Source organism: Streptomyces sp. NPDC051018 (assembly GCF_044456085.1).
In the GTDB taxonomy this organism is placed as follows: Bacteria; Actinomycetota; Actinomycetes; order Streptomycetales; family Streptomycetaceae; genus Streptomyces.
In genome coordinates, this window is sequence record NZ_JBITFN010000011.1 from 82,629 (window position 1) to 98,974 (window position 16,346).

Below are 16,346 nucleotides of genomic sequence, written 5' to 3' on the forward strand. Positions count from 1 at the left end.
AATATCGCGGCGGAATTCGCGAATGGCCTAGCGGAGGGCCTTCGGACCGTTCACTCGTATGACTTTCTGCCTACGGTCGACAGGCCGTCACAGGGACGGCGCGGACATCGCTCTTGGAGGAGCCCATGACCCGACGGCGCCGTCTCACCAGCACCTGCGTCGGAACGGTTGCCGCCGGGCTCATCGTTTCCGCGGGTGTTCTCGGAGAACGGACGGCGGGCGTCGCCCGCGCCGCGGAAGCACCGCCCGCGCCGGTCGCCATGGGTGCGTACCTCGACTACGGCCCGGCCGGTGTGCGGCGGATGAACGAACTCTCGCGCTGGCTGGGCGGAGCGGAACTGAGAGTCGGTCACACATATCTTCCGGGCGACCGATGGAGCAATATCGAGGGCCGGGTGAGCTTCCTTGAGGACTGGGCCCGCTGGCGGCAGGGCGCGGACGACCGGATGTTCGTCCTCAATGTCCCCATGCTGGAACGGAACGAGGCGCGGGTGCCCGACGGAGAGGTCCGCGCTCTGCTGAGGGCGGGCGCCTCGGGCCGGTTCGACCACCACTTCCGCGATCTGGCCTCCCGGCTGGTCGAACTGGGCGTCCCGGACACCGTGATCGTGCTCGGCTGGGAGATGAACGGCACCACGTACACCCATCGCTGCGGCCCCGATCCCCAATCCTGGAAGACGTACTGGAATCGCATCGTCGAGGCCATGCGTTCCGTCGAGGGGCAGAAATTCCGTTTCGACTTCGCCCCGAACAGGGGTACGGACGCGATTCCCTGGACCGAGTGCTACCCGGGCGACGACGTCGTGGACATCATCGGGATGGATTCCTACGACCAGGCTCCCGGGCGCACCTTCGAGGAACAGGCGGAGGCGCCGTACGGGCTGCGGAAACAGGTCGAGTTCGCGCGCGAGCGCAACAAGGAGATCTCGTACCCGGAGTGGGGGCTTTTCCGCAACGGCGACAACCCCGCGTACATGCGGGGCATGCTGGAATGGATCGAGCGGCACAGGCCGCTTTATCAGACCATCACGGACTACTGTCCGCACGGTGTCTGGCAGTGCGATGACAATCCCCGATCGTCGAGTGTGTTCCGTTCGCTGCTGTACGCGAGGCCGACCGTGCCCGTGGTGCCGACGCCGACACCGACCCTGCCGCCGACGCCCACGCCCACCGTGCCCGTGCCGTCCACGCCGCCGGTCGTCGTCCCGACGCCGACCGCGGTGCCGACGCCTACCGCTCCGGCGCCTACGCCGACGTCAACCGGGCCCGAGCCGACACCGACACCCACGCCGACACCGACCAAGCCCGTCGAACCGACACCCACGCCGACTCCGACTCCGACTCCGACTCTGACTCCGACCAAGCCCACCCCCACTCCCACCCCGACGCCGACCGGGCCCGTGGTCAAGCCGGACCCCGGCGAGTGGTGTGTACCGCTGGGGCTCGGGGAGTGGATCGGCAAGTGGCTGCCCGAGCGCACGTTCTGCGTCAAGCTCCCGTGGGCGTCCGGCTGGCTCCCGCCGTCGCTGTCCTCCGAGCCGAAGAAGCAGGCCACGGGCGACCGGAGCTAGTGCTGTGGCCGAAAGGTCTGCCGGTGGCCCGCGGTGTCCGGTGCGGTGCAGCGCAAGGCGGAGGTCCGCAGCTCGTACCCGCCGTACTCGCGCGGTCCGACAACGCGGCTGGGGGTACCTCCGGGCCGCCAGGCCCAGGGGGAGCCGTGCAGGGCGTCGCGGGCCGGTGAACGTTTCCGGCCACAGCACTAGGCAGCGGGCCGCCTTCTCCGTACCGCTGCCCGCCAGTCGTTCAGCCGGGCACGCCACCTCCGCGCGGCGGGGAACCGTTCCTGGACCGCCCCCGCCGCGCGGTCGCGCCAGCCCGCCCGTGCCGCGTGCATACGCAGCGCGGGTTCCAGGGCGTACGGAGCCATCAGGAGCCGCTGGTTGGTGACGGCCTCGGGGCGCCAGCTGTTCTTGTACGCCTCCTTGCCCCGCAGCAGGCTCACCACCCGGCGGCCGGTGCTCGCCGCGAAATCGGTGTCGTGGCGCAGCAGCATGGTGGCGACGTCGACCTTCCGCTCCCTCAGCTCCGGGTGCGCGCCGTAGAGGTAGCCGCCGGTGAGCTGCCCGGACAACAGCGCCACGCTCGCCGCGACCACCTCGCCGTCCAGCCGGTACTCGGTGAGCGCTGCGTCCCCGTCCCGCACCATCCGCCGGGTCGCCCGCACGAGGTGCTCCGCGAATCTCGGCCGCAGATGCTCGGCGGTGACTCCCCGGCCCCGCCACTGGAGTTCGTGCAGCCGCAGCAGATGCCCCATGGTGTCGGGGACGCCCTGCTCGCCCACGCGTACGCCCTCGATGTTCAGCGCGTCGATCTTGCGGAGCTTGGCCCGCACGCGCTGGGCGCGGTTGGTCGGCAGCCGCTTGACCAGCTCCTCCATGGGCGCGGCCGGCAGCTCCAGACAGACGGAGTCCGCGAGCCCCTGCTTGGCGCCGGTCCACTTCCGGTACAGCCGCTCGGCCGCGGCCCCGGGCCGTACCTCCCGCAGATCGATCACGGCGTGCCGGGCCGCGCGCTGAAGTCCGCGTTCCAGGGCGGTGATCGCGGCGTCGGCGGTGGCCCCCGTCGGATCGCTCTGGTCGTCGACGAGGATGTCGCTGTAGTCGGAGATCCCCCCGCCCAGGGAGACGAGCAGGGGCATCGGCCGGTGGACGAGCATCAGCGGCGCGGCGGCGATCAGCCGCCCGTCACGGCGTACGAGCACGATCCGCAGCCGCCCTTCGACCCCGTACGAGAGCCACCAGGAGTCCAGCCAGGAGTGGCTCTGGAAGGGGGTCGCGGTGGAACAGCGGCGCTGGAGGTCGTCCCACTCCGGCCGCAGCCGGGCGAAGGCGCGCTGGTCCCGGCAGAGCGTGACGACGGTGCCCGAGCGGTGTCCGCCCCGCTCCTGGGACGCCATCAGACGCGCTCCATCTCGGCGGGGTAGGCCCCGGTTCCGGGCCGCGGTCCGGAACCGCCGGCAGGGGACGATCCGGCGGGCGCGGGCACGGTCACGCCGGTGGCCCCGCGCCGCGGGCGGGGCCGTACGAGCATGACGAGCCCGCCGATCAGCCCGCCCGCCGAGGCGCCGACGGCCGCGGCGACGGGGAGGGACGGGGATACGGGACGGGTCGGCGGGATCGCCTGCGAGAAGCTCACCAGCTGTACGCCGGTGCTCTTGGCGACCTGGTTGCTGCTCACGAACACCGCGTCGGCGACCGCGTTGGCGATGTCGGCCGCCTCACCGGCGCGCTTCGAGGTGCCGGTGATCGCGATCATCGGCGAGTCCGGGGAGGTCTCGGTGCGCACCCGGCTGCGCAGCCGGTCGGCGGGCATCCCGGCCGCGACCCGGGCGTACGCGATCGTGGAGTCGCTGGTCGCGATCCGCCCGTACGCCTGGGCGAACCCCACGGCAGCGCCCGGCTGGGCGTCCTTGCCGGGGACGGCGACGACATAGCTGGTGGCCGCGTACTGAGGGGGCGCCAGGTCTCCGTACACACCGCCGCAGAGGGCTCCGGCAAGGGCGCCGACGGGCAGGGGCCACCAACGGGGCACCGCGCGGGTCAGCCTGCCGATCCGCCCACGGGAGCGAGCGGGCTCACGTACGGGCGGGGTCGCCGGGCCGGTCGGCTCGGTCAGGTCGTTCGGGCGGTCGTTCGGGCGGTCGTTCGGGTGGCCGTTCGCGTCGTTCGCGTCGTTCATCGGGGGACCCTCTCGGTCGGACGGATGGGTGTGCGGGGGACGGCGGGGGCGGCGAGGACCCGGGTGTAGAGGTCCATCAGCCGCCGGCCGCTGTGCTCGATGTCGTAGTGCCGGGCGACCGGCGCGGGGGGCAGCCGCCGCGCCCCGGCCCCGGACCAGGTCCGCAGTACGGCCGTGAGTTCACCGGCGGTGCCCCCGAACCGCCGGGCGCCGGGGGACTGGTGGGGCGGCAGATCGTCGATCGCGGGGCAGGTGCTGTGCAGGACCGGCAGCCCGGCGGCGAGCGCCTCGACGACGGCGAGCCCGAAGGCCTCTTCCCGGGAGGCGGATACGAAGACGTCCAGGGCGCAGAGCAGGGAGGGCACGCCGGGGGCACCGGAACCGGCGCCCGCGCTCCCGTCCGCGCCGGGAACGTCCGGCCTGCCCGCGCCGCCCGGAGCACCGGGACGGCGGGGAGCGGCGAACCGTGCCGGGGCCCCGGACGCGCCCGGGGGCCGGGCGGGGGACACGGGCCCGCGCGGGGACTCGTACGAAGGCCCGGGCGCGGCCGGGGACATGTCGCACTCCCCCGGGAAGCGCACCCGTTCCGTGATGCCCAGCTGTGCCGCGAGCCGTTCCAGGGATGCGCGTTCCGGGCCGTCGCCCGCGATCACCAGAACGGTTCCCGGCAGCGCGGCGACCGCCCGTACGAGTACGTCGAAGCGCTTGCCGGGCACGAGGCGGCCGACACCGCCCACGACGAAGGCGTCGGGGGCGATACCGAGGCGGGCGCGGACGGCGAGGCGCTCGTCGGCGTCGAAGCGGAAGCGGGCGGCGTCGATCCCGTTGGGGACGATGTGGATACGCCCGGCGGGCACCCCCCAGTCCCGCAGCCGCCCGGCGACCGTGTCCGAGACGGCGACCGTCGCCGTGCCGAGCCGTTCGGTGGCCAGATACAGGGCGCGGGTGCCCCGGGTGAGCGGACGGCCCTCGATCTCGGCGTCGCCCAGGGAGTGCTCGGTCGCCACGGTGGCCCGGACACCCGCGAGCCGGGCCGCGAGCCGCCCGTACACACAGGCCCGGTACAGATGGGTGTGTACGAGGTCGTAGCGGCCCCGGCGGATCAGCCGGGTGAGCCGGGGCAGCGCCGTGAGATCGCGGTTGCCGCGCATCCCGAGGTCGAACACCCGGACGCCGTCGGCGCGCAGCCCCTCGGCGACCGCGCCCGGATTGGTCAGGGTCACCACGTCGCAGTCCACGGGCAGCCGCCGCAGCAGCAGCCGCAGTTGCTGTTCGGCGCCGCCGACCCCGAGGCCGGTGATGATGTGCAGGGCCTTCACCGGGCGTCCGCCCAGTGGCGCAGCCGCTTCACCAGGAGCCGTCCGCCGCGGTCGGCCTGGCTGATGTGCGTACGGGCGAGGGCGTACGGGCCCCGGAGCGCGGCGGGCGGCCGGATCGCGCAGCCGTAGCCGTATCCCGCGTCGCGCACGGCGGCGACGACCCGTTCGTCGACCGTTCCGTACGGATAGCAGAACCCCTCGGGCGCCCGGCCGGTCAGCTCCCGCAGCCAGGCCCGGCTGCGCAGGGTCTCCTGGTGGAGCGCCTCGTCGCCGAGGCGGGTGAGGTCGACGTGGTAGAGCCCGTGGGAGGCGATCTCGGTGCCGGCGTCGGCGGCGGCGCGGATGGCGTCCTCGTCGACGAGGGCCCTGCGCGGCCCTTCGGGGTCCCAGGTGTTGGTGCCGCCGAGCCGTCCGGGCAGGACGAACAGGGTGGCCGCGCAGCCGTGGTGGCGCAGCACGGGCAGGGCGTCGGCGGTGAAGTCGGCGTATCCGTCGTCGAAGGTCAGCCCGACGAGCCCGCGGGCGCTCCCGGCGGCGGCGGCGCGCAGCAGGGTGCCGACGCCGACGCCGGTGAGGCCGCGCCGCCGCAGCCAGCCGAGCTGGAGGTCGAGGCGGTCGCGGGCGACGGTGATGCCGTAGGGATCGTGGGCCGGGTCGGCCACCGAGTGGTACATCAGGATCCACGGCCGGGCGGTGGTGGCGGCAGGCGCGGGGGCCGATGCCGTATCCGTGGTGTCGGTTGCCGTACCTGCGGTGTCAGCGGACATGGCGGGGGTTCCTCTGTCGGGTGATCCTCTGTCGGATGAGGGCCAGGAGGTGGAGCACCTCGGGGGACCGGACGGCGAGTCCGGTCCCCGCGAAGACGGCGGGGACGATCAGGGCGCCGAGGGCGAGGCTGAGGAACGCGTTCTCGGTCAGCGGGGCGGCGAGCCGGCCGGCGGCGGTTGCCGCGGCGGCCGCCAGTGCGAGGCGTCCGAGGGCCCGGCTGATGGAGCGCACCTGGATGGAGACGATCCGCGAGCCGAGCCCGTGCAGAAGCAGCAGGGCGGTGGTGGTGATCCCGGCGGCGTTGGCGGCGGCGATCCCGTACACGCCCCACTCGCCGACGGCGGCGGACCCCGCGGCGACGGTGACGGCGAGCCCGGCGGCCATGGCGGCGGCCGGGTACCAGGTGGGCCGGCCGGAGGAGAAGAACGGCCGCCCGAGCGCGCCGACCAGGGTGTGTCCGAGCAGCCCGGCGGCGTAGACGCGCATCACGGTGGCCGTGGTCTCGGTGTCGCGCGCGTCGAAGGCGCCGCGCTCGAAGAGGACTTCGACGATCTGGGGGGCGTAGCCGAGGATGAGCGCGGTGCCGAGCAGGACGACCAGTCCGGCGAGCGCGAGGTCGTTCTCGACCCGGCGGCGGGCCCGCTCCCGGTCGCCCTCGGCGATCGCCTTGGCGACGGCGGGGAAGGTGACCGTGCAGAACATCAGCGAGAGCACCATCGGCATCTGCGCGACCTTCTGCGCGTAGTTGAGATGGGAGATCGCGCCGCTGGGCAGCGAGGACGCGAGAAAGCGCTCGACGAGGACCTGCGACTGGCGGCTGACGGCGAACAGGACGATGGGCGCGAGGAGGGCGAAGCCGACGAGACGGGCGCGTCCGCGCTGCCGGGGCACCCCCGCCCGGCGGCGCGGGCGCGCCCGGCCGCCCGTCACCTGGCGTACGAAGGTCGGGAGCTGGGTGAGCACCATCAGCAGGCCGCCGACGGCGACGCCCGCCGCCGCCGCGCGGACGCCCCACAGGGAGTGCAGGACGACGGTGGTGGCAATGATGCCGGCGTTGTACGCGACATAGACCCCGGCGGGCAGCAGAAACCGGCCGTGCGCGCGCAGGGCGGCGCTGAAGTATCCGGCGATGCCGAAGGTGAGGACGGTGAGCGCGGTCAGCCGGGTGCAGTCGACGGCGAGTTGCGGGTCGGCGAATCCGGGGGCCAGGGCGTGGACGAACTGCGGAGTGAACACGATCAGCAGCCCGGTCGCGCAGGTCAGCACGGCGAACAGCGCGGGAAGGGTGCCCCGGACCAGATCCCGTACGGCGTCGGGTGAGCGCCGGGCGGCCCGTTGCGCGAGCGCCCGGCTGAACGCGGGCACCAGCAGCAGCGCCATCGCGTCCTCGATGAGGAGGGTGGCCGCCATCTCGGGCACGGTCCACGCGATGAGGAAGGCGTCGCTGTCGAGGCTGGCGCCGTAGATCTGGGCGATGGCCTGGTCGCGTACGAGACCGAGGAGGGCGCCGGCGACGGTGAGCCCGGCGGTGATCGCGGCGGCGCGGGCGAGGGCGTTGCCGAGCCGCGGCGGCCCGGTCCTCGGGGTGGCGCCGGTCCGGGTCTCCACTCCGGTGTCGATCCCTGTCATCCGGGCGGTGCCCCGTCCCGGCGGGCGGCAGCCGGGCCCGGCCACTCCCCGTCCCGGTGGGCGGCAGCCGCATCCCGGTGCGGGGCAGCCGCGTCCGCCCATACCTCGTCCCGGTGCGCGGAAGCCCCGTCCACCCGTACGCCCTCCCGGTGCGCGGGACCGTGCTCCGGCCGCTCCCCCGGCCCGTCCTCGGGTGCCAGGGCCCAGCGGGCCGCGAGCCCGAGGACGATCCCGGTCAGTACGGTCGAGGGCCCGCCGATGTCGGCGTACAGGAAGTCCACGGTCTGCCAGAGCAGCAGGCCGACGGCCATGAGCCCGCAGTCGGCGGGCCCGGTGCGGCGGAGCAGCCTGCGGACGCCTCCGGTGAGCAGCGCGGCCCAGCTCCCGGCGAACGCGGTGAGGCCGATGAGCCCCTGCTCGCTGAGGATCAGCAGATACATGTTGTGCGGGGACAGCAGGGGCTGCTTGCGGAACGTCTGTCCGGCGCCCGCGGTGTCGCTGCCGGAGGAGAGCCCGATGGAGGCGTGGGCGTCGCGGTGGGCGGGGAAGCCCTTGAGGCCCACCCCGGTGACGGGTTCCTCGCGCCACATGCTCGCGGCGGCGGCCCACATCGTGTACCGGTCGGTGACGGAGCGGTCGGGGGCCGCGGTCACCTGGGTGATGCTGCCGAGCCGCTGCGAGATCATCTCGGAGCCGACGCCGAAACCGCCGACGAGGACCACGGTCACCGCCGTCAGCGCGGCCAGCACCTTGACGGCCCGGCGCACTCCGGCGAGCAGCAGCATCACCAGCGCGGCGGCTCCGGTCGCGATCCAGGCGCCCCGGCTGAACGACAGGGCCAGCGGGACGACGAGGAAGGCCGCCGTGCCGGCCGCGGCCACCCGCGTCCGGCGGGACGCGCCCGCCGGGGCTCGCAGCGCGAAGGCGGCGGCGGCGAGCAGTCCGTACGCGACCACGGTGGCCATGCCCATGACGTCACTGGGCCCAAAGGTGCCGACGGCCCGGACGTCCTCGCCCATGTAGGAGGCGCCTGATCCGGTCACGTACTGATGGATCCCGGTACCGCCCTGCACCAGGGCGAGGACCACGAGGGCGCCCGCGACGATCCGGAAGTCACGGGCGTCGCGCACCAGCAGCACGACCGCGGCCGGCACCAGGACGAACACCTGGAGATAGCGCACGAATCCGGGCAGCGCGGCCAACGGGTCGGCGGCCGTGACCGTGGCGATCGCGACCGCGGCGGCGGGGAGGGCGAGCACCACGGCGGCGGCCGGTGTCAGCGCCGCCGCCCGTGTCCGGAGCACCCGGACCGCGCAGAAGAGCACCAGGACACCCGACGCGAGATCGGCGGGCCCTAGCCCGCCCCCGGCCCGGCTGCCTTCCGGCAGGGGCGCGGCCAGCAGCAGGACGGTCCCGATCAGCGGCAGCAGCGGCCACCGGCGGGCGAGCCGGCCGGGCCGGTGCCCCGCTCCCCCGTCCGTCCCCGGCGCCGGACGCGGTGTCCCGGTCGGCGCCGCCATGAGCACGGCCATGGTCAGCTGCCTCCGAGCCGGAACAGCGAGAGGGCCGTACGCGCCATGATGCACAGGTCCTGCCAGGGCGACCAGGTCTCGATGTAGTGGTTGTCGAAGCGGGCCCGCTCCTCGATCGAGGTGTCCCCGCGCAGCCCGTTGACCTGCGCCAGGCCGGTGATACCGACAGGCATCCGGTGGCGGGCCCGGTATCCGGGGTGGGCGTGGCCGAACTTGGCGACGAAGTAGGGCCTTTCGGGCCTCGGGCCGACCAGGCTCATATCGCCGCGCAGCACGTTCCACAGCTGCGGCAGCTCATCGAGCGAGGTGCGGCGCAGCACACTCCCGGTGACGCTCATCCGCCGGTCGTACGCGACGTTCCACCGGGTCGCGGACTCGTGCTCGTTGGCCGGGGCGAGCGTACGGAACTTCAGCAGGGTGAACGGCCGCCCGTCCAGGCCGATCCGCTCCTGCCGGAAGATGACGCCGGGTCCGTCCGCGAGGCGTACGGCCAGCGCGCACCCGGCCATCACCGGGGCGGCGGCGACCAGCGCGACCGCCGCCAGGACGGTGTCGATGGCCCGCTTGACGGCACGGGCGACGGGCCGGTGCAGCCCGCTGCGCAGGGGGCGTACGGAGAAGCCCCACAGATGGTCGTGGCCCACGGCCCGGCGCCAGACGTTCCCGGTGGCGTTGCCGCCGTCGACCAGCCACAGCCGGCAGCCGTGCCCGGCGAACAGGGCGATGAGCGCCGCGGATTCGGCGTCGGAGCCGGGCGGCTGGGTGAAGACGGCATGGCGTACGGCGTTCTGGATGACCGCGCGGCCGATGTCCTGGGGCGCCGCGAGCACCGGGAGCGACCCGGCGTCCTGCCGGTGCCCCGAGGGGTCGGGCCGTCCGTCGTCGATCTGGCCGACCGGCCGCATACCGTACCCGGGGTGCTCGGCCAGCGCGGCCGTCACCTGCTGGGCCAGCGGTCCCCGGCCGACGACCAGCACCGACTGGGGCCTGCGGGCGCGCACCCGGCGGCGGGCCGTGTAGAACAGGGCGCGGGCTCCGCAGCCGAAGACGGTCTGCGCGCCCGCGGCGAGGGCGAGTGCGGTCCAGCCGGTACGGAGTGCGGGGTCGTACGCGGCCAGGGCCTCGGCGACCGCGAGCCACTGCACCAGTACGAGCCCGAGGAGTGCGGGCACCTCGGTCAGCGCCGACGGCGACAGGCTCGGCCGGTACAACCCCCGGCAGGCGTACATCGAGGGCTGGGCTGCGGCGAACAGCAGGAGTACGGCGGGGGGCCACGGCAGCGGCGGCAGCAGGGCCGCGGTGATCGCCAGGGCGCAGGCATCGGCGGCCAGGAGCCCCGCGAGGGGCCCGGACCGGCCGGTGCGGCTCGTGCCCACGGCCGCGGTCCGGCGGCGGACGGTCCCGCGAGGTGGCAGGAGCACGGTCCGTACCGTCGTGCGCGCCGGTGGGGTGCGGGGGGCGTGGGTGGTGTGGTGGGGCGCGGGAGCGCTCTCCGTCGTCATCGCTTGGTGCGCTTCCTCGTCTTCGTGGGGGGCGAGCTGAGCAGGTCCTGATAGAGGCCGGAGACGGCGGCGGCCGTCTTCCGTACGTCGCAGGTCGCCCGCATATGGGTCCCCGCCTCGCGGCCGAGCCGGGCGCGCAGTCCGGGCCGCGCCAGCAGCGCGGTGAGCGCGGCGGCGAGCGCGTCCGGATCGTCGGGGGGTACGAGAGAGTGGTCCTCGTGGCCGGGCGGCAGGCTCTCCCGGGCGCCGCTGACATCGGTCAGCACGACGGGCCGGCCGACGGCCATGGCCTCCAGCGGGGCGAGTGCCATGCCCTCCCAGCGGGACGGGAGGACGACCAGATCGGCGGCGCGCAGCCAGGGCCTGATGTCGGGCTGCGCCCCGGCGAACAGCACACCGGGCGGGGCGAGGTGGGTGAGGTGTTCGCGGTCGGGGCCGTCGCCGACGAGCAGCAGCCGGGCGCCGGTGACGTCCGCGAGCACCCGGGGCCAGGCGGCGAGCAGGACGTCCTGTCCCTTCTGACGGCACAGGCGGCCCACGCACAGGACGAGGGGCGCGCCGGGCGGGACCTCCGCCAGCTGCGGCAGGGCGGCCCGTGCGCGCTCGCGCTCGCCCGCCGGGCCGGTGTCGGATCCAGTGCCGGTGCCAGTACCGGTGCCAGGGGCGTACCCCGGCGCGAAGTGACCGAGGTCGACACCGTTGCGGATCACGGCCCAGCGCGCGCTGATCCCGGCGCGCTCCCCCGCGCGCCGCTCGGTCTCGCTGACGCACAGCGTCCGGGTGGACCAGCGGGTCCCGTACCGCTCCCAGCTGAGCGCCAGTCCGGCCGCGCGGCCCTCCACGGCGTCGAAGGACCAGGCGTGCGGCTGGAAGACGGTGGGGACGCGCCCGCGTACGGCGAGCCGGGCGACCAGTCCGGCCTTGGCGCTGTGCGCGTGGACCAGATGGGGGCGGCAGCGGCGGATCAGCCGGGAGGCGGTGAACACCTCCCGGGCGAGCCGGGGGCCGGGGGCGCGTACGGCGGGCCAGGTGTGCACCCGGGCGCCGGCCTCGGCGGCGCGGTCGGCCAGTTCGCCGCCGGGCGGGCAGGCCACCACCGCCCGCAGTCCCTCGGCGACCTGCGCCCGGACCAGGTCGGTGACGACACGGGCGACTCCCCCTTCCACCGGCTGTACCAGATGAAAGATCGTCAGTTGGCTCGGACTCGGATCGGTCCGGGTTCTGTGCGGCACGTGCGGCTCTCTGGGTACGTGGGTGATCTGGCTCGGGGCGAGCAGCACCGCGGCCGGGATTCAGCGGCGGGATTCTGCCTGTACGAAGAGAACGCCGAGGAAGTATCCGAGGTTTTCGGCAGTGAAGCGGAAACTCAAACTGGTGCCCCCGGACATCAGTGCGGGACTGATATCGAAAACGTCGGAGTCGTAACCAAGCGTGTTCATATGGGCGGGTTGACGCTTGATCGCACGACCGGGCCCCGTGATGGTGGAGTTCATGACGTCCCCCGCCGGGTTGGCCGGGTCACCGAGTCCGAACGCCTTCCCGTTCCCCGTGCGTACGTTCACCGCGTCACCCTTGACGCCCCGGTCCCCGTCATAGGCGACCATTCCGGCACGCCCGCCCGCGCGCGCGGGAATACGCAGTCCGGGGAGGGTGATCTCATGGCTCCGTCTCTTTGCGTTCAGCGTCTCGAATCCGTCCCAGAGGGAAAGATGACGCAGTGGTTCGGCGCTGTTCTCATAGGCGACGGCCAGCGTCCAGCCGCCCCAGGCGCCGACCTTGGAATGTCCCATCGCCACATTGATCTGGGCCACGGTGTAGAGGCCGGAACCGCTCCGGCGGACCAGCGGGGTGACATCGGCGGACGCCTGGAAGGCATCGCTGCCGTCCGCGTCCCGGTGGGCGACACGGGTGTCGGCCAGGACCTCCTTGTACCGGCCGCCCGGCTCGGCGATGAGGACGCGGCCGTTGTCCTCCGGTGGCTTCTGCTCGCCGACCCGCAGGTTTCCGCCCCAGTACAGCCGGGCGTAGGTGACCCGGGCGCCGCCCGGCAGGGCCAGTTCGGCGCGGCTGGAGTTGTAGGTGTTGGGGTCGTCGTCCTCGTCGATGTAGAACATCTCGAAGTCGCTGTTGGCCCCCGCCCCGCCCCCGCGCACCGAGGCGCAGGAGCCCGCCGACGCGCTCACCCTCGTCCGGCAGGTGATGGCGGAGTTGGCCGCGCGCACGATTCCGCCGTGCTGTACGGCCTGATAGCGCTGGGTGAACTCAATTCTGGGGGATTCCCGGGTGTCCGGTGCACCGTTGGCCGTGAGCGAAACGGCCGAGAACGCGAACAGAAACACCGCACCCAGAAATCCCCGTGCTGCGAAGCCCGCCGACTTGGACATGACGCGCCTCTCCGACTCGACCGGCATGACAAAAACAGGATTGCACTGTGACATAAACCATGTGGTGAATCACGCCGGACTCGCTTGTAACCCCCATCTGACACCGTGGGACCTTTAAGGAAATATCCCTTCGAGTGATCCCGCACATCCATTTCCGGGGAGGCTCGTTATGGCCGTTTTTCTACTCGAACGGCTGAGGGTTACGTCCCACGGTCGGGTGATACAGAACCCGGCGTCCCGACAAGTGGCTGATAAGAGAATCTCCGCAGGGGTTTCCCGGCGGGGCCGCCACTCGTTACTCGTTCAACAGCGGCGACGACCGCCGCCGGAGAAAGGGATGCGATCAGATGAAGTACTCGAGGGTTGCCGCGGTCATCGTCGGCTCGGTGACTGCGATCGGCGCGGCGGCGCCCGCGATGGCGGCGACGCCGTCGGCGATGCCCCCCATGAGCCTGAACGGCGGCCTCGCCCACACCCTCAGCTCGACGCCGCTGCTGAACGGCGGCAGCGGGAACGTGGTGCAGGACGCCGCCACCACCGCGATCGATCTGAACAACGTCAGGGGGGACGCCCCCCAGCAGGTCCTCAAGTCGGCCGGTGAGCTGACCCCGCTGCTGGGCGGTGTCGAGCTGGGCAGCTGAACCGGCCGGCCCCGCGCGGGGTCCGGGTGCGGAACAAGGGGTGCGGCCGGCGGCGGCCGCACCCCTTGTGTATGCCCTGTCCGCGCGGCCCTCCGCTCCCCGTGTGTCCGTTGCCCGCGCGGCCCGCTGCCGACTCGACCGCTTCCCGCGCGACCGGCTGCTGCGTGACCCCTTCTCGCGTTACCGGCTGCCCCCGGCTGCTGTGCCCGGTGCGGGAGGTCCGGCAACGGCGAAGGGTGGCACCCCCGGACCGGACCGGGAGCGCCACCCTTGACGCGAGGAGGGGAACGTCAGCCGTTGACGCCGGTGTTGCCGAAGGCCGGGTTCAGCAGGCCGATCACGTTGACGGAGTCGCCCACCACGTTGACCGGGACGTGCACCGGGACCTGACCCACGTTGCCGGACAGCACGCCCGGGGAGTGAGCGGCGGCGCCGTGCGCCTCGCTGCTGGCGGACGCGGAACCGGCGGCGGCACCAGCGGCGATACCGGCGGTGACGAGCACCACGGCGGCCTTCTTGGCAGTCTTCATGGGAATAGCACTTTCTGTTCGATGTTCTGCCCCGGGCAGGGGCTCACACCGATCGCAACGGGTCACCCGTGCTGCGGACACGGTGTCCGACTGGTTGACCCCCGTTCGGCCCAATGTCTCCTCTGGTACGCGCCCGGCCCCATTGGAGTGAACCGGGAGAACCAAACGCGGGAGGCCGTGGTTGTCAGAGCGCTCCAGTTGCGGGCATCCACGAGACAGAAGGACGGAACATGCTCAAGAAGGTTATGGCGACCGCGGCGGTCACTTTCTCCGTGGTGGGCGCGGGCGCGACGATGGCACCGCAGGCTATGGCCATCGGCGACCACGAGGGCACGACCTCGGTCAGCGGCAACGGCTCTTCGCAGTCGTACGGCAACTCCGAGACGCACGGCGACATGAGCCCGCAGATGGGTCTCGTCCAGGGCTCGCTGAACAAGCCCTGCATCGGCCTGCCGGTCAAGGGCAACGTCGGCTCCCTCATCGGCGCCGTCCCGATCTCCGTGCAGGACGTCCCGATCCTCTCGGCGCCGCAGAACCAGCAGTGCACCGAGAACTCCACCCAGGCCAAGGGTGACGAGCCGCTCTCGCACCTGCTCAGCAACATCCCGGTCCTGTCGGGCAACGGCGTCGCCAACCGCTGACCCCGCCCCGGCTGCCGTCCGGCGGGACCGGCGGCGCGGACAGTCCGAGGACCCCGGCACCCGCCTGGTGCCGGGGTCCTCGCGCTGTCCGGGCCACCGGCCGGCGCGATCGGCCGGCGACCGAAAGCAGGGGAGCCCGCTGGGCCAATCGAATACGAGCACGTCCGATTGGCCCATTTTTTCGAATCGGTTCACTCCATCGGAATTCATTCCGCAAACGGGTGAACACCGTCCGCGTTCGGCCGGGCACTGATGTTTGATTGACCCCGCAGATCTCTCAAGGATCTGTTCCGGATACACGCCTCCAGCCGGCGGCGCATTGCGTCGTGGGGCGGCCGTACTTCCTGTTGGCACGGCGCTTCCGGATGCGCGGCACCCTGCCCGGTCGGTGGAGGGCCTCCTCGTGGGCCCTCACCGATATTGCGTACGGAATCACCCGTGGAGACATTGCGACTTTCGGGTGAACGGGCGGAACCAAATGGATCGAGAGCAGTTGATCAGTCTGCTCCGCGATCGATCGTTCATAGCGAAAAAGGGAACAATCAAGTGATCAAGAAGATTCTGGCCACCGCCGCCGTCACCGCTTCGATGGTGGGCGCCGGTGCCACGATGGCCGCCCCGGCCATGGCCATCGGCAATGACAACGGCACCACCTCCTTCAGCGGGAACGGCGCTTCGCAGACGTACGGCAACTCCGCCACCCACGGGGACATGAGCCCGCAGATGGCGCTGATCCAGGGCTCGCTGAACAAGCCCTGCATCGGTCTGCCGGCCAAGGCCAACGTCGGTTCGCTCGTCGGCGCCGTCCCGATCTCCGTGCAGGACGTCCCGATCCTCTCGGCGCCGCAGAACCAGCAGTGCACCGAGAACTCCACCCAGGCCAAGGGTGACGAGCCGCTCTCGCACATCCTCAGCAACATCCCGGTTCTCTCGGGCAACGGCGCCGGCAACAGCTGAGCGACCAGTCCCCGAAGTATGCCCCCGAGCGCAATGCACTCGGGGGCATGCCCCGTTCCGGACAATTCACCGTCCGCGCTTTCCCGGAGAATAAGGAAAGGCGCATACGAGTGACTTTTTGAAGTAGCGCTATACGCAAGTTTCCGGGCGGGAAGCACATCGTTACTAGATCTGCGGGGGCGCATCGGAACAGAAACTTTCGGCGCAGTGCGCGAAGGTCGCGCCTGCGTTCCGTGCCACCGCTGAAAGGATCGATGCAATGAAGCACAAGAAGGCTGCTGCCGCTGTCGCCGGTGTCATCATGGCCCTGGGTGGTGCCGCTCCGGCCATGGCCGACTCGGGCACTCACGGTGCCGCTGTCGGGTCGCCCGGCGTGCTGTCCGGCAACGTGATCCAGATCCCGGTCCACGTTCCCGTCAACCTCTGCGGCAACTCGATCAATGTGATCGGGCTGCTGAACCCGACTGCCGGCCACGCTTGCGTGAACGGCTGACATGAAGTCAGTATGAGAAAATGAGAATCACTGACATTTAGTCAGAGTTCAGCGGCCCCGATGCGCGCGAATAGTGCGTATCGGGGCCACTTGCATGTCCATTCACGCCAAGGCCCTGGGCAAACCGCCCTAGCTGCACTAGCCAGCTTGTTGTTTGGTCTCTACCATTCAACCAGTCCGGCCCTTCGACGAGCGCAATGAATTGGTTGAAG

15 protein-coding genes are annotated in these 16,346 nt (G+C 72.1%); 5 read left to right on the forward strand and 10 right to left on the reverse strand.

Annotated elements, in window-relative coordinates:
* Window positions 1–125: 125 nt before the first annotated feature.
* On the forward strand, window positions 126–1,571 hold the full coding sequence (locus tag ACIBCM_RS20215) for a glycoside hydrolase family 26 protein (protein WP_399245027.1): 1,446 nt from the start codon (window positions 126–128) through the stop codon (window positions 1,569–1,571).
* A gap of 188 nt (window positions 1,572–1,759) precedes the next feature.
* Here the strand turns inward: ACIBCM_RS20215 and ACIBCM_RS20220 are convergent, their stop codons facing one another.
* From ACIBCM_RS20220 to ACIBCM_RS20260, 9 genes are read right to left on the reverse strand one after another with little or no spacing between them, the layout of a single operon-like run.
* Window positions 1,760–2,956 carry a GNAT family N-acetyltransferase gene (locus tag ACIBCM_RS20220; protein WP_399245029.1) on the reverse strand — a complete coding sequence of 399 codons (1,197 nt, stop codon included), beginning with the start codon at window positions 2,954–2,956 and terminating at the stop codon, window positions 1,760–1,762.
* Window positions 2,956–3,738, reverse strand: coding sequence for a lipopolysaccharide biosynthesis protein (locus ACIBCM_RS20225; protein WP_399245031.1), 783 nt, complete (start codon window positions 3,736–3,738; stop codon window positions 2,956–2,958). The genes ACIBCM_RS20220 and ACIBCM_RS20225 overlap by 1 nt, the downstream gene beginning before the upstream one ends.
* Window positions 3,735–5,057, reverse strand: a complete 1,323-nt coding sequence (locus tag ACIBCM_RS20230; RefSeq protein ID WP_399245033.1) for a glycosyltransferase — start codon at window positions 5,055–5,057, stop codon at window positions 3,735–3,737. Before ACIBCM_RS20230 ends, ACIBCM_RS20225 begins: the two co-directional genes overlap by 4 nt.
* Window positions 5,054–5,824, reverse strand: coding sequence for a polysaccharide deacetylase family protein (locus tag ACIBCM_RS20235; RefSeq protein WP_399245035.1), 771 nt, complete (start codon window positions 5,822–5,824; stop codon window positions 5,054–5,056). Before ACIBCM_RS20235 ends, ACIBCM_RS20230 begins: the two co-directional genes overlap by 4 nt.
* A complete protein-coding gene (locus ACIBCM_RS20240) occupies window positions 5,814–7,556 on the reverse strand; it encodes a lipid II flippase MurJ (RefSeq protein WP_399245037.1) in 1,743 nt (580 codons plus the stop codon). Before ACIBCM_RS20240 ends, ACIBCM_RS20235 begins: the two co-directional genes overlap by 11 nt.
* Entirely contained in the window at window positions 7,451–8,974 is a 1,524-nt protein-coding gene (locus ACIBCM_RS20245) for an O-antigen ligase family protein (RefSeq protein ID WP_399245350.1), read from the reverse strand. The genes ACIBCM_RS20240 and ACIBCM_RS20245 overlap by 106 nt, the downstream gene beginning before the upstream one ends.
* 14 nt (window positions 8,975–8,988) lie before the next feature.
* Window positions 8,989–10,488, reverse strand: coding sequence for an exopolysaccharide biosynthesis polyprenyl glycosylphosphotransferase (locus ACIBCM_RS20250; RefSeq protein ID WP_399245039.1), 1,500 nt, complete (start codon window positions 10,486–10,488; stop codon window positions 8,989–8,991).
* A complete protein-coding gene (locus tag ACIBCM_RS20255) occupies window positions 10,485–11,720 on the reverse strand; it encodes a glycosyltransferase family 4 protein (RefSeq protein WP_399245041.1) in 1,236 nt (411 codons plus the stop codon). Before ACIBCM_RS20255 ends, ACIBCM_RS20250 begins: the two co-directional genes overlap by 4 nt.
* A gap of 60 nt (window positions 11,721–11,780) precedes the next feature.
* A complete protein-coding gene (locus ACIBCM_RS20260; protein WP_399245043.1) occupies window positions 11,781–12,899 on the reverse strand; it encodes a DUF3344 domain-containing protein in 1,119 nt (372 codons plus the stop codon).
* Between the two features lie 320 nt (window positions 12,900–13,219).
* Here ACIBCM_RS20260 and ACIBCM_RS20265 point away from each other — a divergent pair, with 320 nt between their 5' ends.
* Window positions 13,220–13,513: a hypothetical protein gene (locus tag ACIBCM_RS20265; RefSeq protein ID WP_399245045.1), complete on the forward strand. Its 294-nt coding sequence runs from the start codon at window positions 13,220–13,222 to the stop codon at window positions 13,511–13,513.
* A gap of 290 nt (window positions 13,514–13,803) precedes the next feature.
* On the opposite strand, the gene ACIBCM_RS20270 is transcribed toward ACIBCM_RS20265, so the two are convergent.
* Window positions 13,804–14,043 carry a chaplin gene (locus tag ACIBCM_RS20270; protein WP_399245047.1) on the reverse strand — a complete coding sequence of 80 codons (240 nt, stop codon included), beginning with the start codon at window positions 14,041–14,043 and terminating at the stop codon, window positions 13,804–13,806.
* Between the two features lie 230 nt (window positions 14,044–14,273).
* On the opposite strand from ACIBCM_RS20270, the gene ACIBCM_RS20275 reads away from it, so the two are divergent.
* From ACIBCM_RS20275 to ACIBCM_RS20285, 3 genes are all read left to right on the forward strand, one after another.
* A complete protein-coding gene (locus ACIBCM_RS20275; protein WP_399245049.1) occupies window positions 14,274–14,684 on the forward strand; it encodes a rodlin in 411 nt (136 codons plus the stop codon).
* 546 nt (window positions 14,685–15,230) lie between these two features.
* Complete coding sequence (locus ACIBCM_RS20280) at window positions 15,231–15,641, forward strand: rodlin (protein WP_399245051.1); 411 nt, start codon at window positions 15,231–15,233, stop codon at window positions 15,639–15,641.
* A 259-nt stretch (window positions 15,642–15,900) separates the two neighbouring features.
* The gene (locus ACIBCM_RS20285; RefSeq protein WP_399245053.1) at window positions 15,901–16,134 is read left to right on the forward strand and encodes a chaplin; all 234 of its coding nucleotides are present in this window, start codon (window positions 15,901–15,903) and stop codon (window positions 16,132–16,134) included.
* Window positions 16,135–16,346: the final 212 nt, after the last annotated feature.

Excerpts from the sequence above, each read along its gene's own strand:
- ACIBCM_RS20240 (WP_399245037.1), bottom strand. The coding sequence starts at position 7,556 with ATGGGCGGACGCGGCTGCCCCGCACCGGGATGCGGCTGCCGCCCACCG.
- ACIBCM_RS20225 (WP_399245031.1), bottom strand. The coding sequence starts at position 3,738 with ATGAACGACGCGAACGACGCGAACGGCCACCCGAACGACCGCCCGAAC.
- ACIBCM_RS20260 (WP_399245043.1), bottom strand. The coding sequence starts at position 12,899 with ATGCCGGTCGAGTCGGAGAGGCGCGTCATGTCCAAGTCGGCGGGCTTC.
- ACIBCM_RS20220 (WP_399245029.1), bottom strand. The coding sequence starts at position 2,956 with ATGGCGTCCCAGGAGCGGGGCGGACACCGCTCGGGCACCGTCGTCACG.
- ACIBCM_RS20215 (WP_399245027.1), top strand. The coding sequence starts at position 126 with ATGACCCGACGGCGCCGTCTCACCAGCACCTGCGTCGGAACGGTTGCC.
- ACIBCM_RS20235 (WP_399245035.1), bottom strand. The coding sequence starts at position 5,824 with ATGTCCGCTGACACCGCAGGTACGGCAACCGACACCACGGATACGGCA.
- ACIBCM_RS20275 (WP_399245049.1), top strand. The coding sequence starts at position 14,274 with ATGCTCAAGAAGGTTATGGCGACCGCGGCGGTCACTTTCTCCGTGGTG.
- ACIBCM_RS20250 (WP_399245039.1), bottom strand. The coding sequence starts at position 10,488 with ATGACGACGGAGAGCGCTCCCGCGCCCCACCACACCACCCACGCCCCC.
- ACIBCM_RS20245 (WP_399245350.1), bottom strand. The coding sequence starts at position 8,974 with ATGGCGGCGCCGACCGGGACACCGCGTCCGGCGCCGGGGACGGACGGG.
- ACIBCM_RS20285 (WP_399245053.1), top strand. The coding sequence starts at position 15,901 with ATGAAGCACAAGAAGGCTGCTGCCGCTGTCGCCGGTGTCATCATGGCC.
- ACIBCM_RS20270 (WP_399245047.1), bottom strand. The coding sequence starts at position 14,043 with ATGAAGACTGCCAAGAAGGCCGCCGTGGTGCTCGTCACCGCCGGTATC.
- ACIBCM_RS20265 (WP_399245045.1), top strand. The coding sequence starts at position 13,220 with ATGAAGTACTCGAGGGTTGCCGCGGTCATCGTCGGCTCGGTGACTGCG.